The following is a 17542-nucleotide window of genomic DNA, read 5'->3' on the forward strand; positions in this document are numbered from 1 at the left end:
ACGAACAAAAAATCAAGATCAAACGCCGATCGCTTCGCTCTCAGGCGTTTGATTTCCAGGGAGCATCCACGCATGGCATGGATCTACCGTGTCGACCAAGGTCGACACCTACCAACAGCAGCAGGAAACTGTCGAAGGCGGGGTGGGTCCGGTTGCGGGGGCGTGAGCGCCATGGATGGCGCGCCCGAGCCTACATGGACGTATTCACGGCGTCCCCCGCAACCGGACCCACCCCGCCATCCCGCGGAATGCCCGCTGTTGCTTTGGCCGTTGCCGTTGCTTCGGCTCTGGCTCTGGCCTCTGCGGGTGCCGGGCGCCGCCCGGCCGAAGCCTCCCCCCGCTTCCGGTACAATGTCGGGCCCGTTTCCCAACTACGGTTCCCCGGACATGATGGTCCTCGAGGGCGCGCCCGCCCTGTCGCCGTTCCGCCGCGAACGTCTTGAATCCCGCCTGCAGTCCATCGCTCCCTCCCTGCGCATCAGCGGTGCCTGGCACGTCTACTTCGTGCAGGCCGAGGGCACTGCCGCCCCCGACGTCGATACCCTGTGCCGCATCCTGGAAGCCCGTCCGCAGTCCGAAGCGGTCGCGGACGGTGCGGTCAGCCGCATCGTGGTGCCGCGCCTGGGCACGCTGTCGCCGTGGTCGAGCAAGGCCAGCGAACTGGTCCGCGGTGCCGGCCAGCCGGTGAGCCGGGTCGAGCGTGGCCTGCGCATCGACGTGCAGGGCTGGCCGACAGACGCTGCCACCCAGCAGGCATTGATCAAGGTGCTGCACGACCCGATGACGCAGTCGGTGCTGGAGACCGTCGATCAGGGCCAGTCCCTGTTCTCGACCCCGGCCCGTGGCGAACTGGAGCGCGTGCCGGTGGACCAGCTGGAGGCCGCCAACCAGCGCCTCGGCCTGGCCATGGCGCAGGACGAGATCGACTACCTGCGCGAGCGCTTCACCGCGCTGGGCCGCTCGCCGTCGGACGTGGAACTGATGATGTTCGCGCAGGCCAATTCCGAGCACTGCCGGCACAAGATCTTCAATGCCAGCTGGACCATCGACGGCCAGGAGCAGGACCGCTCGCTGTTCCGGATGATCAAGAACACCCACCAGCAGACCCCGCAGCACACGCTCAGCGCGTACAGCGACAATGCTGCGGTGATCGAAGGCCATCCGGCCTCGCGCTATCGCCCGGACCCGGCCAGCGGCGAGTACCGCCGTGAACCGCAGGTGCCCAGCGCGTTCCAGATCAAGGTGGAAACGCACAACCACCCGACCGCGATCGCGCCGTTCCCGGGCGCGTCGACCGGCGCCGGTGGTGAAATCCGCGACGAAGGTGCAACCGGTCGTGGTGGCAAGCCGAAGGCCGGCCTGAGCGGTTTCTCGGTCTCGCACCTGCGCATTCCCGAGCTGCCGCAGCCGTGGGAGGCGCCGCGTGCGCTGAACCCGCGCATGGCGCCGGCACTGGAAATCATGACCGACGGCCCGCTCGGCGGCGCTGCGTTCAACAATGAATTTGGTCGGCCGGCCCTGCTCGGCTACTTCCGCAGCTTCGAACTACCGGAAGGCGCCGACCTGGTGCGCGCCTACGACAAGCCGATCATGCTGGCCGGTGGCCTCGGCGCCATCGATCGCGTGCAGGTCGACAAGATCCTGCTGCAGGACGGCGATGCCGTGATCGTGCTCGGCGGCCCGGCGATGCTGATCGGCCTCGGCGGCGGTGCCGCCAGTTCGGTCGCCTCCGGTGAAAGCGCCGAGGATCTGGACTTCGCCAGCGTGCAGCGCGACAACCCGGAAATGGAGCGTCGCTGCCAGGAGGTCATCGACCGCTGCGTGGCGATGGGTACCAACAACCCGATCAAGTTCTTCCATGACGTCGGTGCAGGTGGCCTGTCCAACGCCATTCCCGAACTGCTGCACGATTCCGGCGTGGGCGGCATCATCGACCTGGGCAAGGTGCCCACCGACGATCCGTCGCTGTCGCCGATGCAGCTGTGGTGCAACGAGTCGCAGGAGCGCTACGTGCTCGGCGTGGCGCAGGAGCGCCTGGCCGAATTCGCCGCGCTGTGCGCACGCGAGCGCTGCCCGTTCGCTGCGGTTGGTGTTGCCACCGCAGCCGAGCACCTGGTGGTGGCCTATGGCGCCGTGCCGGGCAACATCCCGGCCGACGCGCCGATCGACCTGCCGATGGACGTGCTGTTCGGCAAGCCGCCGAAGATGCACCGCGATACCGCGCACCCGCCGGCACCGCGCTGGCCGGCGCTGAAGACCGCTGGCCTGGATCTGCAGGAAGCCGGTCTGCGCGTGCTCGCGCACCCGACGGTGGCCTCCAAGAACTTCCTGGTCACCATCGGCGACCGCAGCGTCGGCGGCCTGACCGCGCGCGAGCAGATGGTCGGCCCGTGGCAGCTGCCGGTGGCCGACGTGGCGATCACCCTGGCCGATTTCGACGGCGTGGCCGGCGAGGCGATGGCACTGGGTGAACGCACGCCGCTGGCGCTGCTGGATGCGGCTGCCTCGGCCCGCATGGCCGTGGGCGAAGCGCTGACCAACCTGTGTGCGGCCCCGGTCGATGCGCTGGATGAAATCAAGCTGTCGGCGAACTGGATGGCCGCTGCCGGCCACCCGGGCGAAGACGCGCTGCTGTACGACGCAGTGAAGGCGGTGGGCATGGAACTGTGCCCGCAGCTGGACATCAGCATCCCGGTGGGCAAGGACTCACTGTCGATGCAGGCGCAGTGGCACGACCAGGGGCAGGCGCACAAGAGCGTGTCGCCGGTGTCGCTGGTGATCACTGCGTTCGCGCCAGTGGCCGATGCGCGCCAGCAGCTGACCCCGCTGCTGGACCGCGATATCGACAGCGAGCTGTGGTTGATCGGCCTCGGTGCCGGCAAGCAGCGCCTGGGCGGTTCGATCCTGGCCCAGGTGCACGCCGACCACGGCGACCTGCCGGCCTTCGCCGGTGCCGCCCCGGACCTGGACGATCCGCAGCGCCTGCGTGGCTTCTTCGAGCTGATCCGCGATGCACGCCAGGCCGGCCTGCTGCGCGCGTACCACGACCGCAGCGATGGTGGTGCGTTCGCTGCCCTGTGCGAAATGGCCTTCACCTCGCGCCTGGGCCTGGACATCACCCTCGACGCCTGGGGCGATGATCCGTTCCGCAGCCTGTTCAATGAAGAGCTGGGCGCCGTTGTACAGATCGCCCGCGAAGACCGCGCCGCGTTCGCAGATCTGGTCGAGCGCCACGCGCTGACCGAGTGCGCGCAGCGCATCGCCAAGCCGACCACCGCGCCGGTGGTGCGGGTGTCGCTGGGCGGTGACTCGCTGGCCGAATGGCGCTGGGAGGCGTTGTTTGATGCGTGGTGGTCGGTCACCCACGCCATGCAGAAGCGTCGCGACAATCCGGCCAATGCCGATGCCGAGCGCGAGATCGCCCGCGCCTTCACCGCGCCGGGCCTGAAGCCGAAGTTGAGCTTCGACCTCAATGAGGATGTCGCCGCGCCGTTCGTGCAGACCGGGGCGCGCCCGCGCGTTGCGATCCTGCGCGAACAGGGCGTCAACGGCCAGATTGAAATGGCCAACGCCTTCGAACGTGCCGGCTTCCGCGCGTTCGATGTGCACATGAGCGATCTCATCGAAGGCCGCGTGGCGCTGCAGGACTTCACCGGCCTGATCGCCTGCGGCGGCTTCAGCTACGGCGACGTACTCGGTGCCGGCCGCGGCTGGGCGACCTCGATCCTCGAGCGCACCGCGCTGCGCGATGCCTTCGCCGCGTTCTTCGCGCGCGAGGACAGCTTCGCCCTGGGCGTGTGCAACGGCTGCCAGATGATGAGCCAGCTGAAGGACATCATCCCCGGTGCCGAACACTGGCCACAGTTCCGCCGCAACGCCAGCGAGCAGTTCGAAGCCCGCACCGCGCTGCTGGAAGTGGTGGAGTCACCGTCGATCCTGCTGCGTGGCATGGCCGGGTCGCGCCTGCCGGTAGCGGTGGCGCATGGCGAAGGCCAGGCGGTGTTCGACAACGCCGTCGACCAGGCCACAGCCCGTGTCGCACTGCGCTACATCGATGGCAACGGCAACGTCGCCAGCCAGTACCCGCTGAACCCGAACGGCTCGCCCGACGGCATCACCGGCCTGACCAGCACCGACGGCCGGGTGACCATCATGATGCCGCACCCGGAGCGCACCCCGCGCGCGCTCAACCTGAGCTGGGCCCCGTCCGAGTGGCAGGGCGATTCACCGTGGATGCGCATGTTCCGCAATGCACGGGTGTGGTGCGGCTGATCGCGTTCCCGCTGCGCAGCTGACGATGCCATCGCGTATGGAGAACCCGCCGGGAAACCGGCGGGTTTTTCTTTTTGAATAGGGAAACTCCTGCACTGGCCATCAGTTACATACGTTTTCATATGTGAGGATTTCCTCACGCACGCCTAACAAAATACGTACATAAACAAGTGAAACAGTGAACTGCTTCACGGCAATGGCTTTTGCTGCGTCAAACTCTTGACGATTCACAAAGATGCCGTTAACACTTGACCTCCGTTTCAAATCTGTTCATTCCGCAGTAACCGCACGGCGCATGCGCTCGGTTTTCTGTCCCTGCGCGCCGTTCGGCAATACCCCGCAGTAGATCACGCGAATAACGCCCCCAGGGGACGTTGAACCACGAAGGTTCGGCGGTGGCGTTGCTTTGCCCAAAACCAGTCCAATCAGGAGCCGTACCGATGAATCGGATTTATCGCAAGGTCTGGAACAAAGCATTGGGTCAGTTGGTGGTGGCCTCGGAACTGGCCTCTTCCGGCTCATCAGGCGGGGTCGTCGACCAGCGCCGCAGTGCGACGGATGCCGCGCCGGCACGACTGGCCGCAGCGTTGGCCTTTGCAATGGGACTGGGAATGACCGGCATCGCCTCGGCGCAGTCGGTCGAGATTGGCGGCAGCGCGAACTGCGTGGTGCTCAACAGCAAGGTGGTGGACAAGTGCACGGTCGATGGCAGTGCCAGCGCCAAGGGCAGCAACGCGGTGGCGATCGGTACAGGCACCAGTGCCACCGGCGCCAACAGCGTGGCGCTGGGCGCCGGTTCCAAGGCAGCGCGCGCCAACACCGTCTCAGTCGGTGATGCCGGCAAGGAACGGCAGGTGACCAACGTCGCCGCCGGTACCGCCGCTACCGATGCAGTGAACAAGGCGCAGCTGGATGCACAGGCTCGCGCCACGCAGGCCGCGCTTGCGGAGACGGCGGCCGAGGGCAGCCGCTATTTCAAGGCCGATGGCGCCGGTGATGACAGTGACGCGGCGAAGATCGAAGGCCAGGGCGCCATCGCGGTCGGTAGTGGCAGCCAGTCGCTGGCCAACGCCACCACCGCGGTCGGCACCCAGGCGATTGCCGCAGGAATCGGTGCCAGTGCCTTCGGCCAGAACGCGCTCGCCTTCGGCGATGCCAGCGTGGTGGTCGGGCAGAGCGCGGCCGCATTCGGCCTTGGCGATACCGCAGTAGGTGCCAGCGCCATGGCCGCCAGTGAGAACGGTGCAGCCACCGCGTTGGGTGCACTGTCCGAAGCCAGTGCCGATGGCGCCACAGCAGTGGGTGCAGGCGCGGTGGCGATGGGCCCCGGCAGCACCTCGTTGGGCCGTGGTGCGGCCGCCGCCAATGAAGCGTCGATTGCCGTCGGTGCGTTCAGCACGGCGGTGGGCGAGTACAGCACTGCGCTGGGTTCCAATTCGGCGGCCGTGGCCACCGGCAGCGTGGCGCTGGGCGCCGGCTCGCTGGCCGACCGCGTCGATACCGTGTCGGTAGGTGCGGTCGACTACGGCCTGACCCGGCAGATCACCAGTGTTGCCGCAGGTACCGAAGATACCGATGCGGTCAACGTCGGCCAGTTGAAGGACGTGGCAGCAGTAGCCGATACCACCGCCAAGCGCTTCCAGGCCACCGGCAGCAGCAACAGCGATGCCGGCGCATTGGCCGAGGGAGATGACGCGCTCGCCGCTGGCGAGGCCGCCAATGCAATCGGTAACGGTACGACTGCAGTCGGTGCAGGTGCGACCGCGGCCGCGCAGAACGCCACTGCGGTCGGCAACAATGCGCAGGCGTCGGGCCAGAACAGTGCGGCCTTCGGCAACAACGCGCAGGCGGTCGGCCCGGGTAGCGTCGCCGTGGGTGGTGCTGCGGTGGATGCCGATGGCAATCCGCTGATCACCAGCGGTGGCGTGCCGGTAGAGACCGGTGCCACCAGTGCCGGAGTCGGTGGTACCGCTGTCGGCGCCAGTGCCGATGCCGGTGGTTTTGCCGCCTCGGCGTACGGCGTGGGTGCCTACGCGGCAGGTGCGCAGTCGTCGGCATTCGGCGCAGTGTCCAATGCCATCGGCGACTACTCCACGGCCGTCGGTACGCAGAGCAACGCTACCGGTACCAGCAGCGTGGCCATCGGTGGTCCAGCCGATCTGATCCCGGGCCTGGGCTTCTTCGTGCAGACCCAGGCCAGTGGCGAAGCGGCCACGGCCGTCGGTGCCGGTGCGATCGCCAGCGGTGACCACGCCGTGGCCAACGGCAGCCTGACCGAGGCCTCCGGTGCCGAGGCGGTCGCAGTGGGCTACTTCGCCTATGCACCGGGCGAGAACGCCAGCGCGCTGGGGGCGCAGACCTGGGCCAGTGGCGCGCAGAGCACCGCCGTCGGCTACTACGCCACCGCGCGTGGTGCCAACAGCGTTGCACTGGGCGCCAATTCCGAAGCGGTGCGCGCCAACAGCGTGGCCGTGGGCAGTGCAGGCAACGAGCGGCAGATCACCAGCGTGGCTGCCGGCAGCGAAGCCACTGATGCAGTGAACAAGGCCCAGCTGGACGCCGTGGCCAGCACCGCCGACACCACCGCACGCTTCTTCCAGGCGCAGCCGGAAAGCGGCAGTGATGTCGGCGCCTATGCGGAAGGCGAGGGTGCGGTGGCGGCGGGTTCGGCCAGCAACGCCATCGGTGCCGGCGCGTTGGCACAGGGTGCAGGCGCAGCGGCCATCGGTGCCGACAGCGTGGCACTGGGCCGCAATACCTTCGCCGATGGTGACGGTGCAGTGGCCGTGGGTGGTCTCGGCCAGGCCTACGACGAATACAACCAGCCGCTGCTGGATGAGCAGGGCAACCCGGTGCAGATCGGCACCACCGCTTCGGCCGGATCCACCGCCGTCGGCAATGCCGCGCAGGCGACCGGTGCCAGCAGCAGCGCCTTCGGCAATGCGGCACAGGCTACCGGCGACAACAGCTTCGCGGCGGGCGGCAAGTCGCGCGCCACCGGCAGCTATGCCGTCGCCATCGGTGACAGTGCCTTTGCCAAGTCCGACGACAGCACTGCGGTGGGCGGCTACAGCACAGCCAGCGAAGAGGGTGCCACCGCTTTCGGCGCCGGTGCCTGGGCCACCGGCCGCAATGCCTCGGCGTTCGGTCCGGCGGCCTGGGCCAGTGCCAACGGCGCGACCTCCATCGGCTACAACAGCTGGGCCAACGGCACCAGTTCCACCGCCGTCGGCCGCGGCGCCTTCAGCTACGGCGACAACAGCGTTGCGCTGGGCTTCCAGGCGCTGGGCAACAGCATCAACAGCATCGCCATCGGCACCAATACGGTGGCCGGCGGTGAAAGTGCGATCGCCCTGGGCGCGGGCAGCACGGCCAGTGGCAACAACGCGGTTGCGCTGGGTGCTGGTTCGGTGGCCAGCCGTGACCGCAGCGTGTCGGTGGGCAGCGCCGGCAACGAGCGGCAGATCACCAGTGTGGCGGCCGGTACCCAGGCCACCGATGCGGTGAACAAGTCGCAGCTCGATGCGGTTGCAGCCACTGCGGCGACCACCAGCAAGTACTTCCAGGCCAGTGGCAGCGCCGACAGCGATGCCGGTGCCTACGTGGAAGGCGACAACGCGTTGGCCGCGGGTGAATCGGCCAATGCCATCGGCAACGGCGCAACCGCCCTCGGCAGTGGCGCCAATGCACTGGCCGGCAACGCACAGGCCATCGGCTTCAATGCCCTGGCCAGCGCGGCCAATGCCAGCGCCATTGGTGCCAATGCACAGGCGACCGGCGAATACGCCACCGCGCACGGTGCCGAAAGCGAAGCCAGTGGCGAGCAGAGTGCAGCCTTCGGTGCGGCCTCGGTGGCCAGCGGCGCCGGCAGCACCGCCACCGGCGTGCTGTCCGAGGCGAGCGGCGAGGAAGCCGTGGCGGTGGGCTACTTCAGCAACGCCAGCGGTGAGGCCGCCACCGCGGTCGGTAGTGAAAGCGTGGCCAGTGGCACCGCTTCGGCCGCATTCGGCATCGGCGCAGAAGCGACCGGTGGCTACAGCACCGCCATCGGTGGTTACGCCAACGCATCGGCATTCAACGCCACCGCCTTCGGCAACTTCGCCAACGCCTCCGGCTCCAACAGCGTGGCGCTCGGCGGCGATTCGGAAGCATCCGGTGCCTACAGCACTGCCACCGGCCAGGGCAGCCTGGCTACCGGCACCAATGCCGTGGCCGTCGGTGGATCGTTGTTCGGCCTGCTGGCGACCGAAGCATCCGGCGACTATTCCACCGCGGTCGGTGGCGGCGCCTATGCGCCGGGCATCAACAGCACCGCGCTGGGCAATGCGGCTGAATCGCGCGGTGCCAACAGCGTGGCGCTGGGCGCCGATTCGATTGCCGACCGCGACAACACCGTGTCGGTCGGTGGCGGCGGCAACACCCGCCAGATCACCAACGTGGCCGCCGGTACCCAGGGTACCGATGCGGTGAACAAGGACCAGCTGGACGCGGTGGCCGCCGAGGGAGCGAAGACCAGCAAGTACTTCCAGGCCAGCGGCAGCGCCGACAGCGATGCCGGTGCCTATGTGGAAGGCGACAACGCACTGGCTGCCGGTGAAGCGGCCAATGCGATCGGCAATGGCGCCACCGCGCTCGGCAGTGGTGCCACGGCCGTGGCCGCCAACGCGACCGCGGTGGGCTTCAACACGCTGGCCACGGGCAGCAATTCGGCCGCGGTCGGCAGCAACGCACAGGCTACTGGCGAAGACAGCGCCGCACTCGGCAACGGCGCGGTGGCCAGTGGCATCAGCGCTACCGCCACTGGCACCGCGGCACAGGCCAGCGGCGTCTACAGCACCGCCAACGGTGCGGAAGCCGTCGCCAGCGGTGCGCAGTCGCTGGCCAGTGGTTTCCGCAGCGCGGCCTCGGCCGATGGCACCACCGCCATCGGTGGTTACAGCGAAGCCAGCGGCCGCCTCGGCACCGCGCTGGGCTACGGCTCGGCGGCGACCGGTGCCAACACAACGGCTGTCGGCTTCGGTGCAGCAGCGGCAGGCAGCGGCGCGGTCGCCGTCGGTCAATCCAGCGAAGCCAGTGGCGCAGAGAGTGTCGCCATCGGTGGCAGCACCTTCTTCGGCCTGATTCCGTCGCGTGCCAGCGGTACCGGTGCGGCGGCCTTCGGTGCCGGTGCCTGGGCCACCGACGACTACGCCACCGCGATTGGCTGGAATGCGTGGGCCGATGCGGCTGACAGCACCGCTCTGGGTGCCAGCGCTACGGCCAGCGCTGCCAACAGCGTCGCCCTCGGCGCAGGCTCGAAGGCGGACCGTGCCAACACGGTGGCCGTCGGCAGCGCAGGCAACGAACGTCAGGTCGCCCACGTTGCTGCTGGTACCGAGACCACCGATGCGGTGAACAAGGGCCAGCTGGATGCAGTGGCCAGTGTCGCCGACAAGACCAGCAAGCACTTCCAGGCCGGCGGCAGTGCCGACAGCGATGCCGGGGCGTACGTCGAAGGCGACAACACGCTGGCCGCGGGTGAAGCGGCCAATGCGATCGGCAACGGCGCCAGTGCGCTCGGCAGCGGTGCCACGGCAGTTGCGGCCAACGCTACTGCGGTCGGTTTCAATGCGCTGGCCAGCGGCGCCAATGGCGCTGCGTTGGGCAACGCGGCACAGGCCACCGGCGTGGACAGCGTGGCGCTGGGCAGTGGTGCTGCCGCCAGCGAGCTCGGCTCCAGCGCCACCGGCGCCGGTGCGCAGGCCAAGGGTGCCTACAGCACCGCCAGTGGCGCGCAGTCCACCGCCGGCGGCACGCAGTCGCAGGCCAGTGGCTTCCGTGCCACGGCAACGGCCGACGGCACGTCGGCGCTGGGCAGCTACGCCGAGGCCAGCGGTCGCCTCGGCACCGCTGTCGGCTACAGCGCCAAGGCCACCGCCGCCGGTTCCACGGCGGTTGGTTTCGGTGCCACCGCAAGTGCCGCCAACAGCACGGCGCTGGGCGCGTCGGCAGTAGCCGATCGGGCCAACACGGTATCGGTGGGCAGTGCAGGCGCAGAGCGGCAGATTACCCGCGTTGCCGCCGGTACCCAGGCCACCGATGCAGTCAACCGCGCGCAGCTGGATGCGGTCGCTTCCACCGCCGACACCACCAGCCGCCACTTCCGCGCCAGCGGCAGTGGCACCGCAACCGCCAGCGGCACCGACGCGGTGGCCATCGGCTCGGCTGCCAACGCCGGCGGTGCACGCAGCAACGCACTGGGTGCCAATGCCTCGGCCATTGGTGGCGGCGCGCTTGCGCTGGGTGCCAACAGCGGCGTCACCGGGACCAACTCGGTCGCCCTCGGCACCGGTGCACGTGCCCTGGAAGCCAACGTGGTGTCGGTCGGTGGCGGCAACGGCACCGCCGGCCCTGCCACGCGCCGCATCGTCAACGTTGCAGATGGCCGCATCACCGCCGGCAGCAGCGATGCCGTGACCGGTTCACAGCTCAACGTCACCAACCAGCGCGTGGGCGCGGTGGAAACACGGGTCGGAGATTTCGACTCGCGCATCGCCACCGTTGAAACCAGCGCGGCCAGTTCGGTCGGCTACGACGATGCCAGCCGCGACCGCCTGACCCTGGCCGGTATCCAGGGCACCACCATCGACAACGTCGGCGCCGGCAGCATTGCGTCCGGCAGCCGCCAGGCGATCAACGGTGGGCAGCTGTTCCAGTCGCTCAGCGATGCCGCCAGCTTCCTCGGCGGCGGTGCCAGCGTCGGCATGCAGGGCGTGTTCGTTGCGCCGAACTATGTGATCCAGGGGTCCACCTACAGCAACGTCGGCGACGCGCTGGGCGCACTGGACCGCAAGGTCAGCGAGATCGATCGTCGCACCGCCAGCGGCACACGTTCCGGCGCGGCCAGCCTGCGTTCGATGGCCGCTCCGCTGGATGCAGACGCGTCCAACGTGGCCACGGCGTCGGCCAGCGCCGATGCGAGCCTGGCGGATGGCGGATCGGCAACGGCCACTGCCCGTGTGCAGGGCACCCCGACCGCAGCCAGCGCAGGCAGTGCACAGCCGGCACTGGTCGCAGGCGGTGGCATCAACGCCGTCGCGATGGGTGATGGCGCTGTCGCCAGTGGTGCATCGTCCACCGCTGTCGGCCAGGGCGCGAGTGCAACGGCGGCCAATGCGGTGGCGCTGGGCCAGGGCTCGGTTGCCGATCGTGCCAACACCGTCTCGGTCGGCAGCGAGGGCAGCGAACGCCAGGTCACCAACGTGGCGGCCGGTACGACAGCCACCGACGCGGTCAACAAGGGCCAGCTGGATCGTGGCATCACCACCGCCAACAGCTACACCGACAGCCGCGTGCAGGCGGTCAGCGACAGCTTCGATGTGTTCAAGGGTGAAGTGGATGGACGCCTGCGCCACATGGATCGCCGCATCGACCGCCAGGGCGCGATGAGCTCGGCGATGCTCAACATGGCCACCAGTGCCGCCGGCATCCGCACCCAGAACCGGGTCGGCGTCGGCATCGGTTTCCAGGGCGGTGAGTCGGCCATGTCGCTGGGCTACCAGCGTGCGATCAGCGATCGCGCCACGGTCACCATCGGTGGTGCCTTCAGCAGTGATGACAGCTCGGTCGGCGTTGGTGCCGGCTTCGGCTGGTAAGTGCGCAACAACGTGCCGGTGGGCAACCCCATCGGCACGTCGAGCAGTGAGCGCCAAAGGGGCGTGGCACGGCAACCCTGGTGGGCCAGCCAGGGCAGTCGCAGGGAGTGATGGCCGTAGTGAGCTCCGTCCGTGCAACGGGCGGAGAAGGAAAGCTCAACCATGACCTTGAAGAGGATTTCGAACGTGACCAAGAAGCAGACCCTTCGCATCAATGTGCTGGCTGCCGCCGTGTTGTCGTTGACCGCCGTTGGCGCCGTCCACGCCGCCGGGTTGCCGGTGCACGAACCAGTGCGCCAGGCAAGCGCTGCCCAGTCGGGCACCGACCGCATCATCGTCAAGTACCGCGCCGGCACGGCCGCCGCACTCGACCGTTCGGCCAAGCTGTCCACCGTGCAGTCGGCGTTGACCCGGGCCAGCCTGTCCGGTGGTGCGGCGCGTGCCAGCACGTTGGGGCCGCAGGTGGTGCGCAGGCTGGGCGTCGGCGCCGATGTGATCCGCCTGCAGGGCCGTCTGGCGCCCGCCGAGCTGCAGCGGGTGCTGAAGGAGCTGAAGGCCGATCCGGCCGTGCAGTACGCCGAGGCCGACGTGAAGCTGCGTCGCAGTGAACTCCGGGCCGGCGATGTGCAGCCGGCGCTGGCGCCGAACGACCCCTACTATCAGCAGTACCAGTGGCACCTGCACGACGCCACCGGTGGCATCAACGCGCCGGCGGCGTGGGATGTGTCGCAGGGCGAGGGCGTGGTGGTAGCGGTGCTCGACACCGGCATCCTGCCGCAGCATCCGGACCTGGTCGGCAACCTGCTGGAGGGCTACGACTTCATCAGTGACGCCGAGACCTCGCGCCGCGCGACCGACGATCGCGTGCCGGGCGCACAGGACTATGGCGATTGGGTTGAGAACGACAACGAGTGCTACAGCGGCTCGCTCGCCGAAGACAGTTCCTGGCATGGCACCCATGTGGCCGGTACCGTGGCTGAGCAGACCAACAACGGCGTCGGCATGGCCGGTGTCGCGCACAAGGCCAAGGTGTTGCCGGTCCGCGTACTTGGCAAGTGCGGTGGCTACCTGTCCGATATCGCCGATGCCATCACCTGGGCCTCCGGTGGCACCGTGGTGGGTGTCCCGGCCAACGCCAATCCGGCCGAGGTCATCAACATGAGCCTGGGTGGCAGCGGCAGCTGCGACGGCACCTACCAGGATGCGATCAACGGCGCGATCTCGCGCGGTACCACCGTGGTGGTGGCGGCAGGCAACGAGACCGACAACGCCTCCAAGTACCGCCCGGCCAGCTGCGATGGCGTGGTTACCGTGGGTGCCACCCGTATCACCGGTGGCATCACCTACTACTCCAACTATGGCACCCGCGTTGACCTGTCCGGCCCGGGTGGTGGCGGCAGCGTCGACGGCAACCCGGGTGGCTATATCTGGCAGTCCGGCTCCGATGCGGCCACCACGCCAGCGTCGGGCAGCTACAGCTACATGGGCATGGGCGGCACGTCGATGGCCTCGCCGCACGTGGCCGCCGTCGCTGCACTGGTGCAGAGCGCGCTGATCGCCAAGGGCAAGGATCCGCTGGCCCCGGCGGCGATGCGTACCCTGCTGAAGGAAACCGCACGTCCGTTCCCGGTCAGCATCCCGACTGCCACCCCGATCGGCACCGGCATCGTCGATGCCAAGGCTGCGCTGGCCAATGCACTGGAAGAGCCGTGCACCGAGAACTGCGGACCGGTGGCGACGCCGCTGACCAACAAGACCGCGGTGGGGGGGCTGAACGGCACTGCCGGCAGCAGCCGCCTGTACAGCTTCGAGGCAGCCGCCGGCAAGCAGTTCAGCGTGATCACCTACGGTGGCACCGGCAACGCCTCGGTCTACATTGCCCAAGGGCGCGAGCCGAGTGCCAGCGACAACGATGGCAAGTCGACCCGTCCCGGCACGTCCGAAACGGTGCGGGTGAACAAGCCGGTGGCTGGCACCTACTACATCAAGGTGGTGGGCGAAGCGGCCTACAACGGGGTGAGCATCCTGGCGACCCAGTAATAACCGACTGTCGTAAATGAATAAGCGAGGCCCGTCACCTGTGTGACGGGCTTCGTCTTTTTACGAAAGAAGAATCGGAGGGGGTGGAAACCACGGCTTAACTGCTAAAGTCGGGACGATCGACAGGAGAGTCACGTGAACGCGCTCGCTGCCACCGCCATCGACGACACTGAAGGCCGCATCCTCGATGCGCTGCTCGCGCGTGGTCGGCTCAAGGAAGGAGATCTGGCGCGTGCGCGGCCGCTGCATGCCGAGGCCGGTGGCAGCCTGCTCGGCCTGCTGGTACGGCTTGGGTTGGTGTCCGAACGTGACCAGGCGCAGGCCAGTGCCGATGTGCTGGGCCTGCCGCTGCTGGAAGGACGGCAGCTGCCTGAATCGCCACCGCAGGCACTGGCTGAAGGCCTGCCACTGTCGTTGCGCTTCCTCAAGCAGTTCCACGTATGCCCGCTGGCGTTGGATGAACACGGCGTGCAGCTGTGGCTGGCCGACGCCCACGATCCTTATCCGCAGCAGGCCGTGCAGTTGGCACTGGGTGTGCCGGTCACGCCGCTGCTGGGCATGCGCGCGGAGATCGATGACCTGGTCGAGCGCTGGTTCGGCCAGGGCCGCAGTGCGATGGGTGCGATCGTGGAAACCGCCGATGGCGAAGGCGGCGCGGTGGACGATATCGAGCACCTGCGCGATCTCGCCTCTGAAGCGCCGGTGATCCGCCTGGTCAACCTGGTGATCCAGCGCGCGGTCGAACTGCGCGCATCGGACATCCACGTCGAGCCTTTCGAGAACCGTCTGAAAGTGCGTTACCGCGTCGATGGCGTACTGGTCGAAGGCGAGAGCCCGCCGGCCAACCTGACCGCCGCGGTGATCAGCCGCATCAAGATCATGGCCCGGCTCAACATCGCCGAACGCCGCCTGCCGCAGGATGGCCGCATCATGCTGCGCGTGCAGGGCAAGGAACTGGACCTGCGTGTCAGCACGGTACCCACCGCACACGGCGAAAGCGTAGTGATGCGCCTGCTCGACCGCGAGACGGTGGTGTTCGACTTCCATCGGCTGGGCTTCACCGATGCCTTCCTGCCGCAGTTCCGCAAGGTGCTTGAACAGCCGCACGGCATCCTGCTGGTGACCGGCCCCACCGGTTCGGGCAAGACCACCACGCTGTACACCGCGTTGAGCCAGCTCAACACCGCCGACGTCAAGATCATCACCGTTGAAGATCCGGTCGAGTACCAGATCGAAGGCATCAACCAGATCCAGGCCAAGCCGCAGATCGGGCTGGATTTCGCCAATGCGCTGCGCAGCATCGTGCGCCAAGATCCGGACATCATCATGATCGGCGAAATGCGCGACCTGGAAACCGCGCGCATCGCGATCCAGTCAGCGTTGACGGGCCACCTGGTGCTGTCCACGCTGCATACCAACAATGCGGCAGGCGGCATCACCCGCCTGCTCGACATGGGCGTGGAAGACTATCTGCTCACCTCCACCATCAACGGCATCCTGGCCCAGCGTCTGGTGCGCCGGCTGGAGCCGACCCACGCCGAGCGCTATGAAGCCTCGCCGGAAGAGATCGAGCGCTTCGACCTGCGTCGCCTGCAGCCGCACGGAACGATCCACCTGTATCGGCCGAAGTCGTCGGCACTGGCACCGACCGGCTATCTTGGGCGCACCACCATCATGGAATTCCTGGTGATGAACGACGCGCTGCGACGTGCGGTGATGCGCCGTGATGGCATGGGCGAGATCGAACGCATCGCCCGCGAAGCCGGCATGCGCACCATGTACGAGGACGGCCTGAGCAAGGCCCTGAGCGGGCAGACGACCCTCGAGGAAGTCCTGCGCGTGACCGAGGAAGGCTGATGCGCGCGCAGGGACGACGCTGACATGCCGAACTACCGTTACAAGGCACTGAATACACACGGTGAAGTGTTTGACGGGCAGATGGAAGCGGCCAGCGAGGCCGAGCTGGTCGCTCGCCTGCAGGACCAGGGCCATCTGCCGATGGAAACGCAGCTGGCCGACGGTAGTGCGGTTGGTGGCAGCAGCCTGCGCGGCCTGTTCCGCCAGCGTCCGCTGCAGGGCGCGGCATTGCTGCAGTTCACCCAGCAGCTGGCTACCCTGCTCGGTGCCGGGCAGCCGCTGGACCGCGCACTGTCGATCCTGCTCAGCCTGCCCGAAGATGAGCGCTCGCGTCGTGCGATCACCGACATTCGCGACGTGGTGCGCGGTGGCGCGCCGCTGTCGACTGCGCTGGAGCGCCAGCACGGCCTGTTCTCGCGCCTGTACGTGAACATGGTGCGCGCCGGTGAAGCCGGTGGCAGCCTGCACGACACGTTGCAGCGCCTGGCCGACTACCTTGAACGCAGCCGTGCGCTGCAGGGCAAGGTGATCAACGCGCTGGTGTACCCGGCGATCCTGCTGGTGGTGGTGGGCGGTGCGCTGCTGTTCCTGCTGGGCTATGTGGTGCCGCAGTTCGCACAGATGTACGAAAGCCTGGACGTGGCGTTGCCGTGGTTCACCAACCTGGTGCTGCAGCTGGGCCTGTTCGTACGCGACTGGTGGGTCCTGCTGCTGGTGGTGCCGGGCGTGCTGCTGCTGTTGTTCGAACGCAAGGCGCGGCAGCCCGCGTTCCGTCTGGCGCTGGATGGCTGGTTGCTGCAGCGCCGCGGCATCGGCCGCCTGCTGGGCGAACTGGAAACCGCGCGACTGGCGCGCACTCTGGGGACACTGCTGCGCAATGGTGTGCCGCTGCTGGCGGCGCTGGGCATCGCCCGCAACGTGCTTGGCAACCGTGCCCTTGCAGCCGATCTGGAAACCGCCGCCGACGAGGTCAAGAACGGCACCGGCCTGTCGCTGGCGCTGTCGCGCGGCAAGCGTTTTCCCCGGTTGGCGCTGCAGATGATCCAGGTCGGCGAGGAGTCCGGCGCGCTCGATACCATGCTGCTGAAAGCTGCTGATACTTTCGAACAGGACAGTGCCCGCCGCATCGACCGCCTGCTGGCGGCGATGGTGCCGGCGATCACGCTGGTGCTGGCCTCGGTGGTCGGCGCGGTGATCGTGGCCGTGCTGGTGCCGTTGTACGACCTCACCAACGCCATCGGCTGACGATGGCCTCCTTCGCAACCCCGACATCCCGTACCTGAAAGGACCGACCATGATTGCTTCCCGTCGACCGATCCGCCTTTCCTTCACCGCCGCACGCCACCAGTCGGGCATGAGCCTGCTGGAGATCATCATCGTCATCGTGCTGATCGGCGCGGTGCTGACCCTGGTCGCCAGCCGCGTGCTCGGCGGCGCTGATCGAGGCAAGGCCAACATCGCCAAGGCGCAGGTGCAGACCGTTGCCTCCAAGGTCGACAACTACCAGATCGACACCGGCAAGCTGCCTGGCTCGCTCAACGACCTGGTGACCGCACCGGCCGGCGTCGGTGGCTGGCTGGGCCCGTATGCCAAGCCCGCCGACCTCAACGACCCGTGGGGCCACGCGCTGGAGTACCGCGCACCGGGCGAGGGCCAGGCGTATGAACTGATCAGCCTGGGCAAGGACGGCAAGGCCGGCGGCAGCAGCGTCGACGCTGACATCCGCTACCAGCCGTAAG

General features: G+C 68.0%; 6 protein-coding genes. All 6 read left to right on the forward strand.

The annotated features are described in order from the left end of the window. Positions 1-387 precede the first annotated feature (387 nt). Entirely contained in the window at positions 388-4272 is a 3885-nt protein-coding gene (gene purL / locus ACEF39_RS02820) for a phosphoribosylformylglycinamidine synthase (RefSeq protein WP_500286898.1), read from the forward strand. A gap of 440 nt (positions 4273-4712) precedes the next feature. After that, positions 4713-11906 carry an ESPR-type extended signal peptide-containing protein gene (locus tag ACEF39_RS02825; RefSeq protein WP_500286899.1) on the forward strand — a complete coding sequence of 2398 codons (7194 nt, stop codon included), beginning with the start codon at positions 4713-4715 and terminating at the stop codon, positions 11904-11906. A gap of 186 nt (positions 11907-12092) precedes the next feature. Then, the gene (locus ACEF39_RS02830) at positions 12093-13946 is read left to right on the forward strand and encodes a S8 family peptidase (RefSeq protein ID WP_500287957.1); all 1854 of its coding nucleotides are present in this window, start codon (positions 12093-12095) and stop codon (positions 13944-13946) included. A 135-nt stretch (positions 13947-14081) separates the two neighbouring features. Beyond that, complete coding sequence (gene gspE, locus ACEF39_RS02835; RefSeq protein ID WP_500286900.1) at positions 14082-15803, forward strand: type II secretion system ATPase GspE; 1722 nt, start codon at positions 14082-14084, stop codon at positions 15801-15803. A 24-nt stretch (positions 15804-15827) separates the two neighbouring features. Then, the gene (xpsF, locus tag ACEF39_RS02840; RefSeq protein WP_500286901.1) at positions 15828-17048 is read left to right on the forward strand and encodes a type II secretion system protein XpsF; all 1221 of its coding nucleotides are present in this window, start codon (positions 15828-15830) and stop codon (positions 17046-17048) included. Between the two features lie 49 nt (positions 17049-17097). Then, positions 17098-17541 (forward strand): type II secretion system major pseudopilin GspG, encoded by a 444-nt coding sequence (gspG, locus tag ACEF39_RS02845; protein ID WP_500286902.1) that lies wholly within the window; start codon positions 17098-17100, stop codon positions 17539-17541. Position 17542 lies beyond the last annotated feature (1 nt).

The organism is Stenotrophomonas indicatrix, from assembly GCA_041545745.1.
GTDB lineage: Bacteria > Pseudomonadota > Gammaproteobacteria > Xanthomonadales > Xanthomonadaceae > Stenotrophomonas > Stenotrophomonas indicatrix_A.